This is a genomic window from Deltaproteobacteria bacterium, assembly GCA_018668695.1.
In the GTDB taxonomy this organism is placed as follows: domain Bacteria; phylum Myxococcota; class XYA12-FULL-58-9; order XYA12-FULL-58-9; family JABJBS01; genus JABJBS01.
On sequence record JABJBS010000252.1, the window covers coordinates 1 to 3,621 of the forward strand.

Sequence of the window (3,621 nt, forward strand, 5' to 3'; positions counted from 1 at the left end):
CGTTGGTTACTGAAAGACGCGCTACCTCTGCTTTTGCAAGCTCGATTTTTACGTCATTCACTCTTTCAGGTTGTATATATGCAATAATTAATTTCATTTTAAACTCACAGCCTTACTTATTACTGCATCGTGAAAATCTGAAAACCGGCATATGATTCCATGCCGTGCTCTTCGATATCCAAACCACGCAACTCTTCTTTTTCACTTACTCGTAGACCCATGGTTGCCTTGATTCCCATAAAGGTAATCATTGCGAATGGGAATGCCAACGCTCCAGCGGCAAGGGTACCAATCAGCTGCGCTGAAAAGCTCTTGTCGATTCCGAAAATGCCTACAGCAAGTGTTCCCCAGATACCACATACAAGGTGAACCGAAATGGCACCAACCGGGTCATCAAGCTTTACCTTATCTAGAGTAAGCACTGATAGAACAACAATCACACCGGCAATCGCACCGATGATAACGCTGCTCATCACCGTAACGCTGTCTGCGCCGGCCGTGATTCCAACAAGACCAGCCAATGCACCGTTAAGGGCCATAGAAAGATCAGGCTGCTTCTGAATAATGTAGGAAGTAAGACCAGCTGTTAACACACCTGCAGCTGCTGCCATGCTCGTGGTTACAACAACCAAGGATACTGCTGCTGGGTCTGCTGAAAGAACTGAACCACCATTAAAACCGTACCAACCAAACCAGAGTAGAAATACACCGATGGCTGCCAGTGGCATGTTGTGTCCCATAATGGGCTTGATACTTCCATTCACATACTTACCAATACGTGGTCCGAGTGCGATAACCCCTGCAAGAGCACCCCAGCCACCCACTGCGTGAACAAGTGTTGAACCCGCGAAGTCATGAAAGCCAAGCTCTGCAAGCCAACCGCCGCCCCAATGCCACATCCCGATAACCGGGTAGCAAATTGAAACAAAGATGGTTGAAAATACAATGAAGCTACCAAGCTTGATGCGTTCTGCAACTGCGCCAGAAACAATCGTTGCGGCCGTCGCAGCAAACATTCCCTGGAAAATAAAATCAGTCCAGTATGTGTAAGCGCCGTCAGCATATGCTGCGGTCAAACCCGCGGCATCCGTACCAATACCGAAGCCGGCAAAGCCAAAGTAGGCACCGGCAAAATCACCACCCGGGTACATCAAATTAAAACCCACCAAAGCGTAGCTTAGTAAACCGATGGCGATAATCGTTAGGTTTTTAAATAGAATATTTACGGTATTCTTCGATTGAGTGAGCCCCGATTCCAGAGCTGCAAATCCAAGGTGCATGATGAAGACCAAGAAAGTCGCCAAAAGCATCCAAGTATTGTTCACCCAGAATAGTACTTCGGATGCACTCAAAGTATCGGCTGCCTTCTCAGGCGCGGCCTCCGCTGCTGCTGGTGCTGCGACTGCGACTTTTTCAACAACTGGCGCTGCTGCTGGTGCCTCCTGGACTGGTGCTGCTTCGGGCGCTGCTTCTACCGCGGCGGCTGCCACCGGTGTTTCTTCGGCAAATGCTGGGCCACTGACACCCAGCCCCATTGCCATCAAGCCCACAAATAGAATGCTTCTTGACTTAACCATTACGATTTCTGCTCCTTATGCCCACGCATGTTGTTAGCTAAACGACGTGAAGGTGATGCGACGCGTCGGACACATACGTTAGAAGCACAGGACGTGCCATCTCCCCTCAAAGAGGATAAGAGTATGATTACCTTATAAAAATTAGGCACTTAGGGGCTTAGTGATTCTGAGTTCCCTGAGCCACAGAAGAGAAAAGACTACATTTAGGAAGGTTCTGGCGGTTGGGATCTACAGATTCGTATGCAATGCGGTTACCACGGGTCGGCTGGAGCGTACACAGTCATAATACCTAATACATTCAGGGGGTTCCTCTCCGCAAACCGCCTCTCCACGTATCTCCAGGCATGCGATCAACGAAGATGCAGGACAATGAGGTCGAAAACGACGCTTCTCACAAGTTGAAACAGACTCAACCGTGGCCATCATACCATCTTGGCAATCTACCGTACGGCTCCCACCTTGAACTTCAACCATCCATTCACAGGTCTCTTGCCACTGAGCAGCGGATAGTTCGTCGAGATAAAGCCCTGCCAGCGCTGGCTTAGCCATTACTTGAGTACCGCCGTTGCCCTTCAATCTTCCGTCCTCGCTCCCGCAAGCCAATAAGATGAGGCACAATCCAAAACCAAGAAACCGCATATTCCCTCTCCCGCAAAAACTTTCAAAGCCCACCTACCAACGGGTACTGGAACCATCAAAAAATTGGCGGCGACTTTTGCTTGAAATCAGGATCACGAATGTGACAAACCCCCATAGCAAAGGGGTAGACGACTCTGTGCTCAAATGCTCAGATACGCGTTCAAACTATGGACCGAGCCACCACATCAAAGACCGACGAAATTGAAATCAGCCTTGGGGAACTGGATCCTACAGTTGCGGGTGAAGGGCTCTTACCACCGGCCGCCGTGCCCATCCCAGCTGCGCTTCCAAGCCCTCCTACAATAGACGTAGAACCGCCTGCAGAGAGAACCAATCCGAAGATCTCTGCTGCAACTGCCGCCTTTGATGAGGAAGGCACGCGGGCTTCTTCATGGTCGGTCGTTTTGCTTTATCTATGTATGGTCGCAGTCTTACTCCTGCCCTTGCTAGACGGAAACCTACTTCTAAAAAGGATCTCCATCGGGGCGCTGGCCAGTCTTGGCGTCGTGTGTGCTTGGGTCTGGTACACCATTCAGCAAACCCATTCGTACACTCCGAAGGTTTTTCGAATCTTTGGTTGGACTGCTGCCATCGCTTCTTTGCCAATCACTCTCTATCTTGGCGTCTTCTCACCTACCCCAATTGTCATTACCTTAGGCATCACTTTCTTTGCCTTCTCCATGGATCGATTCCACGCCTGCGCACTCTCGCTCTTCGCTATTTTTGGTTATGCAACCATGGGAGCCCTGATTACCTTTGGTGTAGTTCCTGATCCTGGAGTGTACAGCCCCAGCACCACGGCCATGGGTGACCGGCTTTTCATGCTGGTCATGGTCCCCTCGGTCTTACTCTCCACTTTATGGCTTTCTAGACGCTCCCGGGAATCGATGCACTTTGCAATCTTAAAGGCCGCCGAAGCCATGCAATTGGCTCAGCAGAAAGAAAACGAACTCGTCGAGGCTCGCCACGATTTAGAAAAAGCTCTCAAGGCAGGCTCCGGTCAAAGTGGTCGCTACACAAAGGCACTTGCAGGTTCCTATCAGCTTGAGAACATTGTGGCTCGCGGAGCCGTTGGTGAAATCTACAGAGCTACTCACAAAGAAACCGGGGAAGCCGCTGCGGTAAAAGTGCTCCAAGCCGCAGCCGTCTATCGCTCCACTGCAGTGACGCGCTTTATCCGAGAGGGCAATATCGCACGCCGAATAGACTCACCGCACGTTGTCGCTATTCATGAAGTCGGTGAAATGGGCGACGGTCTACCTTACCTGGCCATGGAATGGCTCGATGGCGAAGATTTAGGCTCCGTTCTGAGACGTAAGGCGAGAATGGATCTTGAAAGTATTCGAGAACTGCTCAAAGAAGTTGGCGAAGGTATGCGTAAAGCTCACGAAATGCATATTGTTCA

Annotated in this window: 4 protein-coding genes; 1 reads left to right on the forward strand and 3 read right to left on the reverse strand. The window is 50.3% G+C overall.

What is annotated here, in order from left to right:
* From HOK28_13385 to HOK28_13395, 3 genes are all read right to left on the reverse strand, one after another.
* Positions 1 to 97 (reverse strand): transcriptional regulator (locus HOK28_13385; protein MBT6434085.1); only part of this gene is annotated, 97 nt, incomplete at its 3' end.
* A 22-nt stretch (positions 98 to 119) separates the two neighbouring features.
* Positions 120 to 1,535: an ammonium transporter gene (gene amt, locus HOK28_13390; GenBank protein ID MBT6434086.1), complete on the reverse strand. Its 1,416-nt coding sequence runs from the start codon at positions 1,533 to 1,535 to the stop codon at positions 120 to 122.
* A gap of 270 nt (positions 1,536 to 1,805) precedes the next feature.
* Entirely contained in the window at positions 1,806 to 2,216 is a 411-nt protein-coding gene (locus HOK28_13395) for a hypothetical protein (GenBank protein ID MBT6434087.1), read from the reverse strand.
* A gap of 167 nt (positions 2,217 to 2,383) precedes the next feature.
* Between HOK28_13395 and HOK28_13400 the strand changes: the two genes are divergently transcribed.
* Positions 2,384 to 3,621: protein kinase (locus tag HOK28_13400; GenBank protein MBT6434088.1), on the forward strand; the 1,238-nt coding region annotated here is incomplete at its 3' end.

Bases quoted from the DNA above. Each gene is read 5' to 3' on its own strand.
- amt (MBT6434086.1), bottom strand. From the start codon at position 1,535: ATGGGGCTGGGTGTCAGTGGCCCAGCATTTGCCGAAGAAACACCGGTG.
- HOK28_13395 (MBT6434087.1), bottom strand. From the start codon at position 2,216: ATGCGGTTTCTTGGTTTTGGATTGTGCCTCATCTTATTGGCTTGCGGG.